Source organism: Musicola keenii, from assembly GCF_014855505.1.
In the GTDB taxonomy this organism is placed as follows: domain Bacteria; phylum Pseudomonadota; class Gammaproteobacteria; order Enterobacterales; family Enterobacteriaceae; genus Musicola; species Musicola paradisiaca.
This window is the reverse complement of the sequence record NZ_JAAWVW010000004.1, coordinates 110,708-128,019: the sequence shown is the minus strand read 5'-3', so window position 1 is coordinate 128,019 and position 17,312 is coordinate 110,708. Positions and strand designations below refer to the sequence as shown.

At 54.2% G+C, this 17,312-nt stretch carries 15 protein-coding genes and 2 tRNA genes; 13 read left to right on the top strand and 4 right to left on the bottom strand.

Annotated features, from left to right (window positions below; genetic code table 11):
- Positions 1–127: 127 nt before the first annotated feature.
- From ybgC to aroG, 13 genes are all read left to right on the top strand, one after another.
- Entirely contained in the window at positions 128–532 is a 405-nt protein-coding gene (gene ybgC, locus HEP82_RS05695; RefSeq protein ID WP_192457205.1) for a tol-pal system-associated acyl-CoA thioesterase, read from the top strand.
- Positions 529–1,215, top strand: a complete 687-nt coding sequence (gene tolQ, locus HEP82_RS05690; protein ID WP_192457204.1) for a Tol-Pal system protein TolQ — start codon at positions 529–531, stop codon at positions 1,213–1,215. Before ybgC ends, tolQ begins: the two co-directional genes overlap by 4 nt.
- 12 nt (positions 1,216–1,227) lie before the next feature.
- Positions 1,228–1,653 (top strand): colicin uptake protein TolR, encoded by a 426-nt coding sequence (gene tolR / locus HEP82_RS05685; protein ID WP_192457203.1) that lies wholly within the window; start codon positions 1,228–1,230, stop codon positions 1,651–1,653.
- Positions 1,654–1,717: 64 nt separating this feature from the next.
- A complete protein-coding gene (gene tolA, locus HEP82_RS05680; protein ID WP_192457202.1) occupies positions 1,718–2,887 on the top strand; it encodes a cell envelope integrity protein TolA in 1,170 nt (389 codons plus the stop codon).
- Between the two features lie 129 nt (positions 2,888–3,016).
- Positions 3,017–4,303 carry a Tol-Pal system beta propeller repeat protein TolB gene (gene tolB / locus HEP82_RS05675; protein ID WP_192457201.1) on the top strand — a complete coding sequence of 429 codons (1,287 nt, stop codon included), beginning with the start codon at positions 3,017–3,019 and terminating at the stop codon, positions 4,301–4,303.
- A 38-nt stretch (positions 4,304–4,341) separates the two neighbouring features.
- On the top strand, positions 4,342–4,848 hold the full coding sequence (gene pal / locus HEP82_RS05670) for a peptidoglycan-associated lipoprotein Pal (protein WP_012764779.1): 507 nt from the start codon (positions 4,342–4,344) through the stop codon (positions 4,846–4,848).
- A gap of 9 nt (positions 4,849–4,857) precedes the next feature.
- Positions 4,858–5,667 carry a cell division protein CpoB gene (gene cpoB / locus HEP82_RS05665; RefSeq protein WP_192457200.1) on the top strand — a complete coding sequence of 270 codons (810 nt, stop codon included), beginning with the start codon at positions 4,858–4,860 and terminating at the stop codon, positions 5,665–5,667.
- Positions 5,668–5,838: 171 nt separating this feature from the next.
- Positions 5,839–5,914 (top strand) — tRNA-Lys (locus HEP82_RS05660).
- A 36-nt stretch (positions 5,915–5,950) separates the two neighbouring features.
- Positions 5,951–6,026: transfer RNA gene (locus HEP82_RS05655), tRNA-Lys, on the top strand.
- Positions 6,027–6,423: 397 nt separating this feature from the next.
- On the top strand, positions 6,424–7,140 hold the full coding sequence (locus tag HEP82_RS05650; protein WP_192457199.1) for a DUF554 domain-containing protein: 717 nt from the start codon (positions 6,424–6,426) through the stop codon (positions 7,138–7,140).
- A 217-nt stretch (positions 7,141–7,357) separates the two neighbouring features.
- Complete coding sequence (gene nadA, locus HEP82_RS05645) at positions 7,358–8,401, top strand: quinolinate synthase NadA (protein WP_192457198.1); 1,044 nt, start codon at positions 7,358–7,360, stop codon at positions 8,399–8,401.
- Between the two features lie 93 nt (positions 8,402–8,494).
- Complete coding sequence (pnuC, locus tag HEP82_RS05640) at positions 8,495–9,220, top strand: nicotinamide riboside transporter PnuC (protein ID WP_192457197.1); 726 nt, start codon at positions 8,495–8,497, stop codon at positions 9,218–9,220.
- A 184-nt stretch (positions 9,221–9,404) separates the two neighbouring features.
- Positions 9,405–10,457 carry a 3-deoxy-7-phosphoheptulonate synthase AroG gene (aroG, locus tag HEP82_RS05635; RefSeq protein ID WP_192457196.1) on the top strand — a complete coding sequence of 351 codons (1,053 nt, stop codon included), beginning with the start codon at positions 9,405–9,407 and terminating at the stop codon, positions 10,455–10,457.
- 59 nt (positions 10,458–10,516) lie between these two features.
- On the opposite strand, the gene gpmA is transcribed toward aroG, so the two are convergent.
- From gpmA to HEP82_RS05615, 4 genes are all read right to left on the bottom strand, one after another.
- A complete protein-coding gene (gpmA, locus tag HEP82_RS05630; RefSeq protein ID WP_012764785.1) occupies positions 10,517–11,269 on the bottom strand; it encodes a 2,3-diphosphoglycerate-dependent phosphoglycerate mutase in 753 nt (250 codons plus the stop codon).
- Between the two features lie 148 nt (positions 11,270–11,417).
- Positions 11,418–14,555 carry an efflux RND transporter permease subunit gene (locus HEP82_RS05625; RefSeq protein ID WP_192457195.1) on the bottom strand — a complete coding sequence of 1,046 codons (3,138 nt, stop codon included), beginning with the start codon at positions 14,553–14,555 and terminating at the stop codon, positions 11,418–11,420.
- Positions 14,552–16,045 carry an efflux RND transporter periplasmic adaptor subunit gene (locus HEP82_RS05620; protein ID WP_192457194.1) on the bottom strand — a complete coding sequence of 498 codons (1,494 nt, stop codon included), beginning with the start codon at positions 16,043–16,045 and terminating at the stop codon, positions 14,552–14,554. The genes HEP82_RS05625 and HEP82_RS05620 overlap by 4 nt, the downstream gene beginning before the upstream one ends.
- The gene (locus HEP82_RS05615; protein WP_192457193.1) at positions 16,042–17,301 is read right to left on the bottom strand and encodes a TolC family protein; all 1,260 of its coding nucleotides are present in this window, start codon (positions 17,299–17,301) and stop codon (positions 16,042–16,044) included. Before HEP82_RS05615 ends, HEP82_RS05620 begins: the two co-directional genes overlap by 4 nt.
- Between the last annotated feature and the right edge of the window lie 11 nt (positions 17,302–17,312).

The window sequence follows — 17,312 nt, the reverse complement described above, 5'->3', positions numbered from 1 at the left end:
TTTCATTCCTTTTGGTTATGGGTTGTTCGCAACCCATAATTATTTACCTGCCTGTACAAAGAACCCATTCCAAACCTTAACCCTCTTGCGTATAGTAGCGGGGTTTATTGCATTACCGGGATGTAGAGTGAGTAATAAAATGTTCCGCTGGCCCGTGCGCGTCTACTATGAAGACACAGATGCAGGTGGTGTGGTTTATCATGCGCGCTATGTGGCCTTTTATGAGAGAGCTCGTACTGAGATGCTGCGTGAACATGGTTTTCATCAGCGTACACTCATGAGCGAGCATATCGCTTTCGCCGTTCGTAAAATGACAGTTGAATATCTTGCGCCAGCCCGCCTTGACGATCTGCTGGAAGTACAGAGCGAGATTGTTTCACTACGCGGCGCTTCTCTGACGTTCTCACAGCGCATTCTTGACTCACATGGCAATCTGCTGAGCCATGCTGAGGTTTTGGTCGCATGCATTAATCCATCACAAATGAAGCCCATCGCGCTTCCCAAGTCTATCGTCGCGGAGTTTAAGCAGTGACTGACATGAATATTCTTGATTTGTTCCTGAAGGCTAGCCTTCTGGTGAAACTTATCATGCTAATTTTAATCGGTTTTTCTATCGCCTCATGGGCAATCATCATTCAGCGTACTCGAATTTTGAATACGGCTACACGTGATGCGGAGGCTTTTGAAGACAAATTTTGGTCTGGTATCGAACTTTCTCGTCTGTATCAGGAAAGCCAGTCCCATCGCGAAACATTGGGCGGTACTGAGCAGATTTTTTATGCGGGATTCAAAGAGTTTGCCCGTCTGCATAGAGCGAACAGCCATGCTCCGGAAGCGGTGGTTGAGGGGGCATCCCGTGCAATGCGTATTTCCATGAATCGTGAGCTGGAAACGCTTGAAACGCATATTCCTTTCCTGGGTACGGTGGGCTCCATCAGTCCTTACATCGGTCTTTTTGGTACAGTGTGGGGGATTATGCATGCCTTCATTGCTCTGGGCGCAGTAAAGCAAGCGACCCTGCAAATGGTGGCTCCCGGTATTGCTGAAGCACTGATAGCGACGGCAATCGGTCTGTTTGCCGCTATCCCGGCTGTTATGGCTTACAACCGTCTCAACCAGCGTGTAAACAAGCTTGAACAGAATTACGATAACTTTATGGAAGAGTTCATCGCTATTCTGCATCGTCAGGCATTCTCCAGCGAAAACAATCGTTAAACGGGAGGTCCTATGGCTCGTGTTCGTAGCGGCCGTCGGGGGCTGAAATCCGAGATCAATATTGTCCCCTTGCTGGACGTACTGCTGGTGTTGCTGCTCATATTTATGGCAACCGCACCCATTATCACTCAAAGTGTTGAGGTTGATTTACCTGATGCCACGGAATCTAAAACAGTTTCCAGCACGGACAATCCGCCTGTCATCGTCGAGGTTTCCGGTGTTGGGCAATATAGTCTGGTGGTTGACCATAACAGGATGAATCAGCTGCCTGCTGAGCAGGTAGTGGCAGAGGCTCAATCACGTCTATCTGCCAACCCGAAGACGGTATTTTTGATCGGTGGAGCCAAGAATGTTCCCTATGACGAGATCATTAAGGCATTGAATTTATTGCATCAGGCTGGTGTCAAATCCGTTGGGCTGATGACACAACCGATCTGATTCTGGCGAGTCCACAAATGATGAATCGTCATTTTTCTGGCAACACTGTTTTTGGGAACCATTTGTGCAAAAGGCAAACGAACGAAACGATAAGCTAAGGCGCGCCATTATTATATCGGCCGTCTTGCACGTCATTCTGATTGTGTTGCTGATCCTGAGTTCACTGAATCAGAAAATGGATGACGCCAGTGCGGGTGGTGGTGGGTCATCCATCGATGCGGTGATGGTTGACCCTGGCGCAGTGGTCGACCAATACAATCGCCAGCAACAGCAGCAAAGTGACGCTCGCCGGGCCGAACAGCTTCGAAAGAAACAGGCTGAGCAGCAAGCTCAGGAGTTGCTGGAGAAACAGGCTGCCGAGCAACAGCGTTTGAAAGAGTTGGAAAAGGAACGCTTGCAAGCTCAGGAAGAGGCGAAACAGCAGGCACAGGAACAAGCTGAGCAGCGTAAACAGGCGGAAGATGCCGCTCAAAAAGCGCGTGAGCAGCAGAAGCAGGCGGAAATGGCGGCAGCTAAAGCGAAAGCTGAAGCTGAACAGCAGGCGAAAGCGGCTGCTGAAGCGAAGAAGCAGGCGGAAGAAGAAGCGAAAAAACAGGCTGCTGCAGAAGCCAAGAAAAAAGCGGAAGACGACGCGAAGAAACAAGCGGCAGCGGAGGCCAAGAAAAAGGCTGAGGAAGAGGCTAAGGCTAAAGCTGCCGAGTTAGCCAAGCAAAAAGCCGCTGCGGAAGCGAAACAGAAAGCGGAAGACGCCGCTAAAGAAAAAGCGGCTGAGGCCGCTGCTGCAGCTAAGAAAGCTGCAGATGACAAGAAAAAGGCTGCCACGGCGGCCGCGAAACAGGCGGGCGAAGTCGATGATTTGCTGGGAGGCCTGGCTGCTTCGAAGAATGCGCCTAAAGGCGGCGGTAGCGCGGCCAGCGGTGGTGCTCCTGCTGGTGTCGGTAATAATAAGAAAAGTGGCGCGTCTGGCGCTGCTCTTGATAGTTACGGCAGTCAGATCCGGTCTGCTATTCAGAGTAAATTTTATGATTGGGAGTCATACAAGGGCCGTACTTGTACGCTGCGTATCCGGTTGGCTCCCGATGGTTTGCTGATTGATGTGAAAACGGAAGGGGGCGATCCTGCGCTGTGCCAGGCTGCAATTGCGGCAGCTAAACAGGCTCGTATACCCAAACCACCAAGCTCGGATGTTTATGACGCATTCAAGAACGCACCAATAGATTTTAAACCGCAATAATCCTGTTGTTGGTCATAGATTCAGATTATGACGATGGCGGACGGCAGATGTTGTCGTGTTTGGTGAGTACAGATTGTTAAAACGCTGCCAGATTATCGTAGGCTCTGGAGCCAGGATAAGGGAGATGAGATGAAGCAGGCATTAAAAATTGCATTGAGTTTTCTGATGCTGTGGGCTGCTGTGTTGCATGCAGAAGTCCGCATTGAAATTACCCAAGGGGTCGATTCTGCTCGACCGATTGCCGTTGTTCCGTTCAAATCAGCCGGTGGTGCCGTGCCGGAAGATATCGGTAATATTGTCGCGGCTGACTTACGCAATAGTGGCAAGTTCAACCCTATTGATCCCAGCCGTATGCCGCAGCAACCGGGAACGGCCGCTGAGGTTACTCCAGCAGCCTGGACCGCGCTTGGTATTGATGCGGTTATTGTGGGGCAGGTTCAACCAACAGCCGACGGATATCTGATTTCCTACCAACTGGTTGATACATCCGGCAACGCAGGGAGTGTCTTGGCGCAGAATCAGTTCAAAGTGACCAGACAATGGCTGCGCTATGCCGCGCATACTGCCAGTGATGAAGTTTTTCAGAAACTGACGGGAATCAAAGGCGCTTTCCGCACACGTATCGCTTACGTTGTACAGACGAATGGCGGCCAGTATCCCTATGAGCTTCGCGTTGCGGACTATGATGGCTACAACCAGTTTGTTGTTCATCGTTCTCCCGAACCGTTGATGTCACCATCTTGGTCTCCGGATGGGAGCAAACTGGCTTACGTGACTTTCGAGAGTGGCCGTTCTGCACTGGTTATTCAAACGCTTGCTAATGGCGATATTCGTCAGGTGGCTTCTTTCCCCCGCCACAACGGCGCTCCGGCATTTTCTCCGGATGGGAGCAAACTAGCGTTCGCTCTTTCCAAGAGTGGTAGTCTGAATCTGTATGTAATGAACCTTGGGTCGGGGCAGATCTCGCAGATCACTGATGGCCGTAGCAATAATACCGAGCCAACCTGGTTCCCGGACAGTCAAACGCTGGCCTATACTTCTGACCAGGCCGGGCGCCCACAGATTTATAAAATTGGCGCTAATGGCGGCGCTCCGCAGCGTCTGACCTGGGAAGGTGCTCAGAACCAGGATTCCGAGGTTAGTAGTGATGGCAAATTTATCGTGATGGTGAGCTCCAATGGCGGTGCTCAACACATTGCTAAACAGGATCTGGTAACGGGTGGCGTTCAAGTTCTGACGGACACGTTCCTGGATGAAACGCCGAGTATCGCGCCTAATGGCACCATGGTAATCTACAGTTCGAAGCAAGGGCTGGGATCCGTGCTGCAGTTGGTTTCGACGGACGGCCGTTTCAAAGCGCGTCTTCCGGCTACTGATGGTCAGGTCAGATTTCCTGCCTGGTCGCCGTATCTCTAATGAAAACATGTAAAATAACCTATTTAAAGGATATAGAAATGCAATTTAATAAAGTGCTGAAAGGCCTGATGTTGGCTCTGCCGGTGCTGGCTGTTGCCGCATGTAGCTCCAACAAACATGCCAATAACGACCAATCTTCCCTGAACGGTGGTGCAGGTCTGGAAAACGGCGGCAATATGTCCTCTGCTGAGCAGGCTCGTCTGCAGATGCAGGAACTGCAGCGTAACAACATCGTTTATTTCGATCTGGACAAGTATGACATTCGTCCTGATTTTGCTCAGATGCTGGATGCTCACGCTGCATTCCTGCGCAGCAACCCGTCCTATAAAGTGACTGTTGAAGGTCATGCGGACGAACGTGGTACTCCGGAATACAACATTGCGCTGGGCGAACGTCGTGCCAACGCTGTCCAGATGTACCTGCAGGGTAAAGGCGTTTCTGCTGATCAGATCTCCGTAGTTTCTTATGGCAAAGAGAAACCGGCTGTTCTGGGTCATGACGAAGCTGCCTGGTCCAAAAACCGTCGTGCCGTTCTGGTATATTAAGAGCATCGCATGAACAGTAACTTCAGACGTCACCTGTTGGGTCTGTCGTTACTGGTTGGCGTAGCGGCCCCCTGGGTCGCTACTGCCCAGGCGCCAATCAGTAATGTCGGCTCAGGCTCGATAGAAGATCGAGTCACCTCCCTCGAGCGTATTTCCAATGCTCATAGTCAGCTTCTCACCCAACTTCAGCAACAGCTTGCCGATACTCAGCGTGATATTGATGGTTTGCGTGGTCAAATCCAGGAGAACCAATATCAGCTGAATCAGGTGGTTGAACGTCAGAAACAGATTTATCAGCAGATTGATAGTCTGAGTTCTCAGGGGGGATCCGCTGGTACTCCGGCTGCATCATCCGCTGGCAGCGCATCAGCTTCGTCGGGAACGGTAGATAACGGTATCGCATCTGGGGGGAGTGCTGATGCGTCCGCTGCGCCAGCCAGTACCGGCGATGTCAATAGCGATTACAATACGGCTGTCGCGTTGGTGCTTGAGAAGAAACAGTACGATCAGGCTATTACGGCATTCCAGAACTTTGTCAAAAAATATCCTGATTCCACGTACCAGCCAAATGCCAATTACTGGCTGGGTCAGCTGTTTTATAACAAGGGCAAAAAGGACGACTCAGCGTATTATTTTGCCAATGTCGTCAAAAATTACCCCAAATCACCGAAAGCATCGGAAGCTATGTTCAAAGTCGGTGTCATCATGCAGGAAAAAGGCCAGTCTGATAAGGCAAAAGCCATTTATCAGCAAGTGGTTAAAAATTACCCTAATACGGATGGCGCTAAACAGGCTCAGAAGCGATTGGCGGGTTTGTAATATGTGACAGGGGCAAAAACTGTGCGATATGGCTGGTTTTTGCTCCTTAACGTTTAACCTATAAGCAGTTGAGTTTTTTTTTGGAAAAATAGGTTGCACGGAAAAATTATATTAGTAATATATGCCGCCGTTGCCGAGGTGAAGCTGAATCGCTGAAGCAGCATAAAATGTGGGTCGTTAGCTCAGTCGGTAGAGCAGTTGACTTTTAATCAATTGGTCGCAGGTTCGAATCCTGCACGACCCACCAAAAACGAAAGAATCTCTGTGTAGCACCTATCTATACGGGTCGTTAGCTCAGTCGGTAGAGCAGTTGACTTTTAATCAATTGGTCGCAGGTTCGAATCCTGCACGACCCACCAATTTCGTATGTCTCTCCTCCATATTTTCAAATAACGCTTTAGGCACGATAGTTCGGGCGTAAAATATACGTCGGCGTTCATATCCATTCATATTCTTGCCTTGTCCCTGATCATGATGATTTCAGATCCGCGAGCGTGTTTTCTTCATATACCGTCAGGTTTCCAGCTCCGCTTATCCATAATGCCCGGCATAAACGGTTCGCGCTGAGCTGATGAGTCAGGGCATTGCAGCCGGAGCCTCTATCAGTGAGGTCGTGCAAGGCAGGGGGATATTCCCGCTAAGCGTGAACCGTACTGGCGAATTTGGCGTATAGTAGTCGTTTATTTATTTGAAGAGAGACTTTGCCGTTTCTACATCCATATTGGAACGGTAGAAAACGCAGAGGGAATTGTATCTATGATTGGACCTTGTATTAATGGTGCCGCCATTCTTATCGGTGGTTCGCTGGGTGTTGCATTACGCCGTTTTATCCCCCAACGCATGCGCGATGGATTACCGCCTGCATTTGCCATGGTATCGATTGCCATGGGGGTGACATTGGTGGTGAAGGTGCATCAATTACCGGCTGTCGCTTTAGCAATTATTCTTGGCGTGGGTATTGGCGAGTTGCTATGTCTTGAAGCGGGCGTGCAAAAAGGGGCTGTGCTGATAGAAAAAACGCTAAGTCGCTTTGTTCCACAGCCTGAACACGGGCTTCCTCAGGATGTCTATACGCAGAATTTTACCGCTCTGATCGTGTTGTTTTGCGCCAGTGGTACTGGCGTTGTCGGCGCGTTGACGGAAGGGTTGAATGGCGATTATCAATTGCTGCTGATCAAATCGGCGTTGGATATTTTCACTGCGCTGATTTTTGCCATAACGTTGGGATTGGCGGTGGTATCGATTGCAGTTCCTCAGTTTATTGTTCAGTCGCTGCTGTTTTTTTCCGCCAAGCTACTTATGCCGCTGATGACGGATATCACGATGGGTGATTTTGCTGCCTGTGGTGGGATTGTGATGATGGCTGTCGGGCTGCGTATTGCTCAGATCAAAACGTTCGCGGTAGTGAATTTCCTGCCGGCACTGGTGCTGATTATCCCCCTTTCCTTGTACTGGCATCGTTTGTTTTCCTGATCTGACCATTGAGCGCTTTGTTGTTGGTTCTGCCAGCGGCAAAGCGTTTTTATATCAATGACTGTGAAGGTGGGATGAGGTGAGCACATATTTTTAATAAATTAAACTAAAATTCCGTTGGCAGAGAAAAAATAGCGGACGGATGCCGGTTTTTGCGGTAATTTGTTTAGTATATAAAACAATTTACTCCCTCCTGGATAACTGCACGGAATTCACTATGAGCCTGTTCTTCGAAAATCCGATCCTTGACTATCCTTTTCCTCCCCGCCCGAAGCTGCTTTCTGAGCAAGAGAAACAATATTACCGGGAGCGTATCAAGACGTTGCTTGTCGAGCGTAATGCTGTGCTGGTAGCCCATTACTATACCGACCCAGGCATTCAGGCATTGGCGGAAGAAACCGGAGGATGCGTAGCGGATTCGCTGGAAATGGCGCGTTTTGGCAGCCTTCATCCGGCGACGACGTTAATCGTGGCCGGAGTTCGTTTTATGGGGGAAACAGCCAAGATTCTGAACCCGGAAAAAACCGTATTGATGCCGACGCTGGAGGCGGAATGTTCTTTGGATCTGGGGTGCCCGATAGAGCAATTCAACGCATTCTGCGATAGCCATCCGGAACGAACGGTTGTGGTTTACGCCAACACCTCGGCGGAGGTAAAGGCTCGGGCGGATTGGGTGGTGACGTCAAGTATTGCCGTTGAGCTGATTGAACATCTGGATAGTTTGGGCGAAAAGTTGATATGGGCGCCGGATCGTCATCTGGGCAGCTACGTGCAGAAGCAGACGGGAGCCGATATCCTTTGTTGGCAGGGGGCTTGTATCGTGCACGACGAGTTCAAGACTCAGGCGTTGGCGCGAATGAAGGCGCTTTATCCGCAGGCTGCTGTGCTCGTGCATCCAGAATCGCCGCAAAGTGTGGTGGAGATGGCGGACGCGGTGGGTTCAACCAGTCAGTTGATCAACGCCGCCAAAACGCTTCCGCACCGCGAGTTAATCGTGGCGACTGATCGGGGCATTTTCTACAAAATGCAGCAAGCCTGTCCGGAGAAAGTGCTGATTGAGGCACCGACGGCGGGCGAAGGGGCAACATGCCGTAGTTGCGCCCATTGCCCTTGGATGGCGATGAATGGGGTACAGGCCATTTTTTCAGCGCTGACTTCCAGCGGGCGCGAACATGAGATTCAGGTGGATGCCCAGATCAGGGAAAAAGCGTTGTTGCCGCTGAATCGTATGCTGGCGTTCGCCGCTACACTGAAATCCTGATTCTGGTTTTCAGCCGATTCAGCCTCGCCTGCGCAATGGAGCAAATATGTGCGGCCAACGCCGCACATGATCTTTATTTCTGATGGAGCAGTAATGGATTTTTTCAGCACTAATAACATCTTGATTCATATTCCTTTAGGGGCTAACGGTTATGATCTCTCCTGGGTTGAAGCATTCGGAACGCTGTTTGGTTTGCTTTGTATCTGGCTGGCCAGCCTGGAGAAAACCATCAATTACCTGTTCGGTTTACTGAATGTCACGTTGTTCGCACTGATCTTTTTTCAAATTCAACTGTATGCCAGTTTGCTGCTGCAAATCTTTTTCATCGTCGCCAACGTGTATGGCTGGTATGCGTGGAGTCGAACGACTGACGACAACGAATCAGAGCTGCGGGTTCGTTGGCTGTCGCTCTCGCAGGCGTTGGGCTGGGGATGTGGGAGCCTAGTTGCCATTATCCTGATGACGTTGTTTATCGATCCATTTTTCGCCATGCTGACCCGGATGGCGGTGGCATTGATGGTTTTCAGCGGTCTTGAGGTTGCGATACCGCAGTTGCAACCGGACGCATTTCCATTCTGGGATTCCGCCATGACGGTGTTGTCGGTAGTGGCGATGATCCTGATGACGCGCAAGTATGTGGAAAACTGGCTATTGTGGGTCGTTATCGATGTGATAAGCGTGGTGATTTTCGCCTGTCAGGGTGTGTATGCCATGTCCATTCAGTATCTGGTATTGACGCTGATCGCGCTCAACGGCTCCTGGTTATGGATAAAGAGCGCTCGGGAGCATGATTCACGGCCCCTTGTCCGCGCCCATTAATGCAGGTTTTTTCCCTTCGATCATTTAGCGTCATGGCGGCAACAATAGGGTTTGTGGGGGGAGCGTGATTCGCTTGACTTATCACGACCAGCCTGCAATATGGACGGCGACCTTTTTTATCCGCTTCGACTTGCTCTGAACGTTCAGCACGATAAACGGCGACGTCAGGAGTAATGGAAACACTATGAATTATCAGAACGACGATTTGAGAATCAAAGAAATCAAAGAGCTTTTGCCTCCGGTTGCACTGCTGGAGAAATTTCCCGCCACAGAACGTGCAGCCCAAACCGTGTTTGCAGCACGTAACGCCATTCACAAAATCCTGAAAGGCAATGACGATCGCCTACTGGTGGTTATCGGCCCGTGCTCGATCCATGATCCGAAAGCAGCGAAAGAGTACGCAGCTCGTCTGTTGAAACTGCGTCAGGAGCTGGACGGCGATCTGGAAGTCGTCATGCGCGTCTACTTCGAAAAACCGCGTACCACCGTGGGCTGGAAGGGGTTGATCAATGATCCGCATATGAACAACAGTTTTCAGATTAACGATGGGCTGCGTATTGCGCGTCAACTGTTGCTGGATATCAATGACACCGGCCTACCTGCTGCCGGCGAGTTTCTGGATATGATCACGCCGCAGTATATGGCGGATCTGATGAGTTGGGGGGCGATTGGCGCTCGTACCACTGAATCCCAGGTTCACCGTGAGCTGGCGTCAGGTCTGTCCTGCCCGGTTGGTTTTAAAAATGGCACCGATGGTACGATCAAGGTGGCGATTGACGCCATCAACGCTGCGCGTGCGCCGCACTGCTTCCTGTCTGTAACCAAGTGGGGGCATTCGGCAATCGTTAATACCAGCGGCAACCATGACTGTCACATCATCCTGCGCGGCGGTAAAGCGCCGAACTACAGCGCAGAGCATGTGAAAGCGGTCAAGGAAGGGCTGGAAAAGGCCGGTCTGCCGCAGCAGGTTATGATCGATTTCAGTCATGCCAACAGCAGCAAGCAATTCAAGAAGCAAATGGATGTCTGCGAAGACGTTTCCCGCCAAATCGCAGGCGGCGAGCGGTCTATTATCGGTGTGATGGTGGAAAGTCATCTGGTTGAAGGCAACCAGAATCTGGACGGCGGCGAGCCGTTGGTTTACGGAAAGAGCGTGACAGACGCTTGTATTGGCTGGGACGATACCGAGACGTTGCTGCGTCAGTTAGCCGCAGCTGTACGTCAGCGTCGTGGTTGAGATGGTTTTACCGTGACAATAAAAAACCCGGCATCGCCGGGTTTTTTTGTCGCTACGAATTACTTCGCTTTGCCCTGATTAGCTACTGCTGCGGCTTTAGCTGCGATTTCGTCAGCGTCGCCCAGATAGTAGTGCTTGATCGGTTTGAAGTTTTCGTCGAATTCATACACCAGCGGAACTGCGGTCGGGATGTTGAGCTCAAGGATTTCTTCTTCGCTCAGGTTATCCAGGTATTTCACCAGCGCACGCAGAGAGTTGCCATGCGCGGCGATGATAATGCGCTCGCCGGACTTCAGACGGGGCAGAATGCTTTCGTTCCAGAACGGTACTACGCGCTCGATGGTCAGCGCCAGGCTTTCGGTTTGCGGCAGTTCTTTGTCGCTCAAGGATGCATAACGCGGGTCATGGCCTGGGAAGCGTTCATCATCACGAGTCAGTTCCGGCGGAGTCACCGCAAAGCCGCGACGCCACAGTTTAACCTGGTCGTCACCGTATTTTTCTGCGGTTTCAGCCTTGTTCAGGCCCTGCAGTGCACCGTAGTGACGCTCATTCAGTTTCCAGCATTTTTCTACCGGCAGCCAAGCCTGATCGATTTCATCCAGGATATTCCACAGGGTGTGGATGGCGCGTTTCAGCACGGAGGTGTACGCGAAATCGAAAGCGAAGCCTTCTTTTTTCAGCAGCTGACCGGCCTGCTTTGCTTCGCCAACGCCTTTTTCGGACAGTTCAACGTCCATCCAGCCGGTGAAGCGGTTTTCTTGGTTCCACTGGCTTTCACCATGTCGTACCAGTACCAGCTTAGTTACTGCCATAGCTTTAAACTCCTTCAGATCCTAAGATTTCTATGATAACTGCGCCCATTATAGGGCCGGAATACGGTTATCGGCAATCGTCAGTCGCACGTCTCACTCTGGGGTGAACAGCTACCGGGATCGCACTAATACCGGTAGCTTGAACGGTTCAGCTTTTGTCGTCGCACCGAGACGGTCGATGCAACAATAAGAACACTGCGGGTATGACCAACATGGATAACAATGGTGCGCTGATCATGCCGCCCATCATCGGTGCGGCGATGCGTTGCATGATTTCCGACCCGGTACCACCGCCGCGCATGATGGGCAACAGGCCCGCCATAATGGTGGCGACAGTCATTATTTTGGGCCGGACTCTGAGTACAGCGCCTTCGCGAATGGCCGCCAGCAGTTGATCGTACTGCAACGGACTACCCGGCCGACGGTACTTTTCCACGGCATGATTCAAATACAACAGCATGATGACGCCGAATTCGGCGGCGACGCCCGCCAGGGCGATAAACCCCACCGCACCGGCGACGGACAAATTATAGCCTAGCCCGTAAAGCAGCCAGACGCCGCCGATCAACGCCAAAGGCAAGGTGCCCATGATCAGTAATGCATCCTTGATCTTGCCGAAGGTCACGTACAGCAGGATGAAAATGATCAGTAACGTGAAGGGCACCACCAGTTTCATTTTCTCGGTCGCGCGTTCTAGATACTCAAATTGCCCGGACCAGCTCACCGAGACCCCTTGCGGCAATGTCACCTGCCGGGCGACCTGCTGCTGCATGTCCTCGACAGCGGATTTCAGGTCGCGGCCGCGCAGGTCGACATAAATCCAGTTGGATAGACGGCTGTTTTCGCTTTTCAGCATCGGCGGCCCTTCACTGATTTGTATATCGGCCAGCTCAGACAGCGTTACGCGCGCGCCGCTGCGCGTAACGACCGGCAGATTGCGCACCGCCTCGACGGAATCGCGAATCTCTCGTGGGTAGCGCACGTTGATAGGATAGCGTTGCCGCCCCTCGATAGTTTCGCCGATGTTTTGCCCGCCAATTAGCGTCGACACCATCGATTGCAACTCCTGCACCGACACGCCGTAACGCGCGGCCCGTACCCGGTCGATATCAATATCGATATAACGTCCGCCGGAGAGGCGTTCCGCCAGCGCCGACGTCACGCCCGGCACCTGTTTCACCACCTGCTCGATATGCGCGGCGACCTGCTCGATATCGTGCAGATTATCGCCGTTGACTTTGATACCCACCGGGCTTTTGATGCCGGTCGCCAGCATGTCGAGCCGGTTGCGGATGGGCGGAACCCACACGTTGGCGATGCCGGGAATATTGACGGTGCGATCGAGCTCGGCAACCAGCTTGTCCATGGTCATACCGGGGCGCCATTGATCCTTCGGCTTCAGCCGGATAGTGGTTTCCATCATGGTCAGCGGCGCCGGGTCGGTGGCGCTGTCGGCGCGTCCGGCCTTGCCGAACACGGTATCCACCTCCGGCACGGTTTTGATAAGCCGGTCGGTTTGCTGCAACAGCCTTGCCGCTTCGCGTGGCGAAATGCCGGGCAGCGTGGAAGGCATATACAACAGGTCGCCTTCATCCAGCGGCGGCATGAATTCACTGCCCAGCTTGCTCAAGGGATACAGCGTCAGCAGCAGCAAGACCGCGGAAACGGCCAGCGTGATCTTGGGAAAGCGCAGCACCCGCTCCAGCACCGGCTGATAAGCGGCGATCAGCCAGCGGTTGATGGGGTTGGATTGCTCATCGGGGATCCGTCCACGGACAAAATACCCCATCAGTACCGGCACCAGCGTGATGCCTAATCCGGCGGAGACCGCCATGGCATAGGTCTTGGTGAACGCCAGCGGCGAAAACATACGGCCTTCCTGCGCTTCCAACGAAAACACCGGAATGAATGACAGCGTGATGATAAGCAGGCTGCAGAACAATGCCGGGCCCACTTCGGTAGCCGCTTGGGTCGCCAGCGTCCACCAAGTATCGGCGGTGGGCTCTTCATCAGGATGTTGATGTCGCCATTGCTCCACCACCTTGTGCATGTTTTCGATCATCACGATAGCGGCGTCCACCATGGCGCCGATAGCGATGGCGATGCCGCCGAGCGACATAATGTTGGCGTTGATGCCCTGATAATGCATCACGATGAACGCCCCCAGAATGCCCAGCGGCAAACTGATGATTGCCACCAGCGATGAGCGGAAATGGAACAGGAACAACGAACAGATCAGCGCCACGACGATGAACTCTTCCAGCAGTTTTTGGCTGAGGGTGGAGATCGCGCGTTCAATCAGTGGCGAGCGGTCGTAGGCCGTAACGATCTCCACGCCCGGCGGCAGGTTTTGCTGGATCTGTTGCAACCGGGATTTGACCGCATGCAGGGTTTCCAGCGCGTTCTTGCCGGAACGCAAGATCACCACGCCGCCCGCGACTTCGCCTTCCCCGTTCAGTTCCGCGATCCCGCGGCGCATCTCCGGGCCCTGACGCAGTTCAGCCACATCCTGCAGCAGAATGGGGATCCCCGCGCGCAGGGTGATAACCACATGGCGGAAATCTTCCGGTTTAAGCAGATACCCGGAGGTGCGCACCATGTATTCCGCTTCGCCCATTTCGATCACCGAACCGCCGCTTTCCTGGTTGGCGGCTTGCAGCGCATCAATCACCTGCTGGTGGGTAATATTCTGGGCGCGCAGCCGTTCCGGATTGAGCACCACCTGATATTGCCGCACCATGCCGCCGATGCTGGCGACCTCCGCCACGTTGGGGACGGTTTTCAGTTCGAACTTCAACAACCAATCCTGTAGCGCGCGCAGATCGGCGAGATTGCGCTTGCCTGTGCGATCGACCAGCGCGTATTCGAAGATCCAGCCGACACCGGTGGCATCCGGCCCGAGCGACGCTTTGGCTTCGCCCGGCAGGGTAGATTGCGCCTGGCTTAAATATTCCAACACTCGGGAGCGGGCCCAGTAGGGATCGGTACCGTCTTCGAACAGCACATAGACGTAAGCATCGCCGAACATGGAAAAGCCGCGAACGGTTTTGGCGCCGGGTACGGACAGCATGGTGGTGGTGAGCGGGTAAGTCACCTGATTCTCCACCACCTGCGGCGCCTTGCCGGGGTAGCTGACGCGAATGATGACCTGAACATCAGAGAGATCGGGCAGGGCGTCGAGCGGTGTTTTCTGCAATGCGATGATGCCCCACGCTGCCATTAGCAGTGTGGCGATCAATACCAGAAAGCGGTTTCTTATCGACCAGCGAATAATCCAGGCGATCATGGGTGGCCTCCCTGTTCGGCGGGCATGATGTCCAACAGATGCGCGCCGTCATCATCCAGACTGAAATGAAACATAACCTGACTGCCGGGCTGTACTGTGACGGGTAGCACGTCGCCGACGTAGGTAAAGTCCATGGTCATCGGCGACCAGCCGAGCTCAGGCACGGCTTCGTGGGCAAGGGTCACTTGTTTGCCGTTGATCGCCTTGACGACCCCGCGGGTTTGATAGGAGGGCGTTGCAGCGGGGGCCGGTTTGTCGTTAGCGGCAGGCGCGTCGCTCATCTGGGTCAGCGAGCTGCGCAGGCTGGCTTCGGAGTCGATCAGGAACTGGCCGGATGTCACCACGGTATCACCGGCATTCAATCCTGAGAGCACTTCGGCGAAACCGTCCTGCGTAGCGCCAATCTGTACTTGTCGCGGCGTAAAGTAACCGTTGCCGTCGCTCAGCAATACCCGATTCTGGCGGCTGCTGAGCAGCAGCGCTTCCTGCGGGATCATCAGTGCCTGACGGTTTTGGCGCTCGGTTAGCTGAACCGTCAGGTACATACCGGGCTTGAGGCGTTGCTGTGTATTATGCAACTCGACCCTGGCCTTTAGTGTTCGGGTGGCGTTGTCCAACTGAGGCAGCAACTCGGCGATACGGCCGGTAAATGTTTCACCCGGCCAGGCGCTGCTGGCGGCGGTCATCGGCGCACCGAGCGTCATCCCGGCAGCCTGTGATTCCGGATATTCCACCTCTACCCATACCGGATCGTAACCGGCCAATTCAAACAGTGGCTGCGCGGGCGTCAGTTGCGTACCGGCTCGCACCTCCAGCCGGTTGATGTATCCCTCTATCGGTGCATTGATCGTCAGGCGCGGTTGGGGTTTGCCGCTGCGTTCCACCTGACGGATCACGCTGTCTGGCATGAACTGCAGCGATAATTTTTGCCGCGCCGCCTGGGTCAGTTCAGCATCGCCCAACTGGCGTACCGCCAGATATTCCTGCTGCGCCGCCGCCCAGGCGGGGTTCCACAGCACCGCCAGCGCCTGACCTTTGCGCACGTGCTGTTGCACCGCATTGACATAGAGCTGTTCGACGATGCCGCCGCTGGGAGCAACCAGCGTGCGCAAGCCGCGTTCATTGACGGCGACGGTACCGTAACCGGATAGCTGCGGCTGGAACGTGCGGATTTCCGCTTTAGCGGTGCGTACTCCCAGATTTTGTTGTTGACGGGGGCTGACGGCGACGCCGCCGTTGTCCTGTACGTCATCGGCGTAGCGCGGTACCAGCGGCATATCCATAAACGGGGACTTGCCGGGTTGGTCGAAACGAGCGCCCGGCGACATAGGATCATACCAGTAGAGCACCTTCCGTCCGGCGTCCTGGCCTGCTCCGCTCGCGGCGGCGGGCGGAGCACTGACGGCGCTCGCACCCTGTCCCACGTAGTAACCGGCGATAGCCGCCGCCAATGCGACGGCGAACAGGCTGACAGTGAAAGTTCGGTTCATCTTGCGGGGGTTCCTTGTGGTGTCAGGTAGCGTATGGCCGCCCACAGGCTGGCCATGTCTCTGGCGGCATTCTGGGTGGCGATGCGGCTGTCCAGCAGGTTGCGGCGTGCTTCGAGGATACTGGCCAGATCGCTGGCGCCGCTCTGGTACTGGCTTTGCAGCAGACGCAGACGCTGCTGTTGTAGCGGCAGCACTTCGTCGCGTTGTCGTTGCCATCGGGCCTGTGCCGCCTGATATTGCGCCATCAGCGTATCCAGCAGCACCTGATGTTCCCGTTCGGTAGTCAGCGCCCGATCCCGCGCTTCCATCGAACGGGAAAGGTCGGCGGCGTGATCGCGATCCTGACGTTTGGACTGGAACAACGGCAGGTCGACGCTGATTTCAATTCCGGCCATGTCGTCGAAGTTGTTGCCGCGACGCCCATAGTAGACCTCCACGCCGACATCCGGGGTCGCTGCGACGGCCGATTGCGCGGCACGCGCCTGTGCCAGACGGGTTTCCTGTTCGGCTTCCCGCATTTCCGGATGTTGAGGGATCGCCGCCTGCAGTTCGTGCGGTGAGGCGGGCAGACGTTCGATACGCGGCAGCGGGCCGCGTGTATGGATAGCGTCGACGCCGGTCAATTGGGTCAACCGGGCCTGCGCCACCTGAACGTCCCGCCTGGCGTCTTCCAACTGGTTACGCATGGCGAGCAGCGTCAGCCGAGCGTCCAGCACCCGGCTGCTTTCGCCGCCGGCCGCTACCCCTGCCTTCTGCAAGGCCACCTGACGCTGGCTTTCATCGACCAGCGATTGCACCTCCTGTAGCGTCTGGCGCGAGAGCGCCAAATCCAGCCAGGCTTGTGCGGTTTCCCGCTGCAAGCGGGCGCGTACCGTTTCGTTGTTGCTCTTGACGCTGTCGGCCTCGGCCTGAATCACCTGCGATTTGCGTTCGCGTTTGGTGCTGCTGACATAGGTCTGCATGATGCCGATACGTTGCATGGTCATGCTTTCCCGCGTCAGGCGGCTGGTGTTATTGCCGCCGAGCGGAATGTTTTCGATCCCGTATTTCAGTTGCGGATCGGGCAATTGCGTGGCGGAGACGGCCATGTTCTGTAGCGCGGTGATCCGGTGCTGGTTAGCGGACAGATCGGCGGAATAACGCTCCGCCGCCTGTAATGCCCCTTCCAGATCCAGATCCGCCGCGAAGCCCGCGGCGGGCAGCCACAGCAACATCGCCAGCCACGCGCGCGTGGCGCGGAAGCTGCGTGTTTGCATGGTGTTCTCCG